This is a genomic window from Nocardia nova NBRC 15556, from assembly GCF_001613005.1.
Lineage (GTDB): Bacteria > Actinomycetota > Actinomycetes > Mycobacteriales > Mycobacteriaceae > Nocardia > Nocardia nova.
This window is the reverse complement of sequence record NZ_BDBN01000192.1, coordinates 1-1,110: the sequence shown is the minus strand read 5'-3', so window position 1 is coordinate 1,110 and position 1,110 is coordinate 1. Positions and strand designations below refer to the sequence as shown.

General features: G+C 65.7%; 1 protein-coding gene. It reads right to left on the bottom strand.

The genetic code is table 11. The features are described 5' to 3' along the window. On the bottom strand, positions 1-994 hold a 994-nt coding region (locus NN2_RS35665; protein ID WP_156511576.1), incomplete at its 3' end, for an IS481 family transposase. Positions 995-1,110: the final 116 nt, after the last annotated feature.

Below are 1,110 nucleotides of genomic sequence, written 5' to 3'. Positions count from 1 at the left end.
TGTATGAGGCCTGGACGTTGGTGACGCCAGTGTGGAGTCGCTGTGCTGGTGGCTGGTTTCCGGCGGCCGAATGCGGTCGATGATAGTTGTAGTGGATGTTCCAGATCTGCAGCGCCTGCTGGCGCTGCAGATCTGAGGTCCACTCGCGGGCGTAGAGGAATTCCTCGGCCAGGATCCGGTTATAGCGCTCGACTTTCCCGTTGTGCCGTGGCGTGTAGGGAGTGATCCGCTGGTGGCGGGCGCCGAGTAGCACTTTCGCGAAATCGCGGGCCCTGTAGCAGGAGCCGTTGTCGGTGACGATCCGCTCGATTCGTGTGATGCCGTGCGCGGCGAAGAACGCCCTGGCTCGGAACACGAAACCGATTGCTGTGACAGCTTTCTCGTCAGGCAGTGCCTCGGTGTAGGCAAGCCGGGAGAAGCCATCGACAGCCGAGTGCAGGAACACGTAACCAGGCCGGGTGCGCCGGTTCACCGCGCGGGTGGCTTTGTGCTGGGCCGATCCCTTGCCGTGGACACGCCAGCCACCGCCATCGGGGATGTGGCCGACCTTTTTGATATCGACGTGCACCATATGCCCGGGCCGGCGAGCGGCGATCCGGCGCGGTGCCCGATTCGGCTCACCGGCCGGGTCCAGGAACCGGCGCCGGTTCAGCCCGAGCCGCGCCAGATGCCGGCCCACGGTCCGCACAGACACGGCCGTGCCCTCAGCCGTCAGCTCGAGGGCGATCCGGCGAGCGGACCACTTGCGGGTCCGCCGCAACGCCTCGATCCGGTTCACAACAGCCACCGACTTGGCGGCCGGTGACCGGTGCGGGACGCTGGACCGGTCGAGTAGCCCTACTTCGCCGTAACGGCGAAATCTGCTGACCCACTTCGACGCACACTGACGTGAGATTCCCATTTCCGCGGCGACGTGCGCGATCGGACGGGACTGGCAGCGCAGGACGAGCCGGTGGCGACCCTCGACGGTCAGCGGGGCATTACGGTGAGACACGGCGGTTCTTTCGGGTCGAGCGGACGGAGGATTGGCGTTTTCCATCCTGCCGCCGAAAGAACCGCCCCCATCAACTCACCCCATACCCCGCGTCACCAACGTCACGACCCACAACA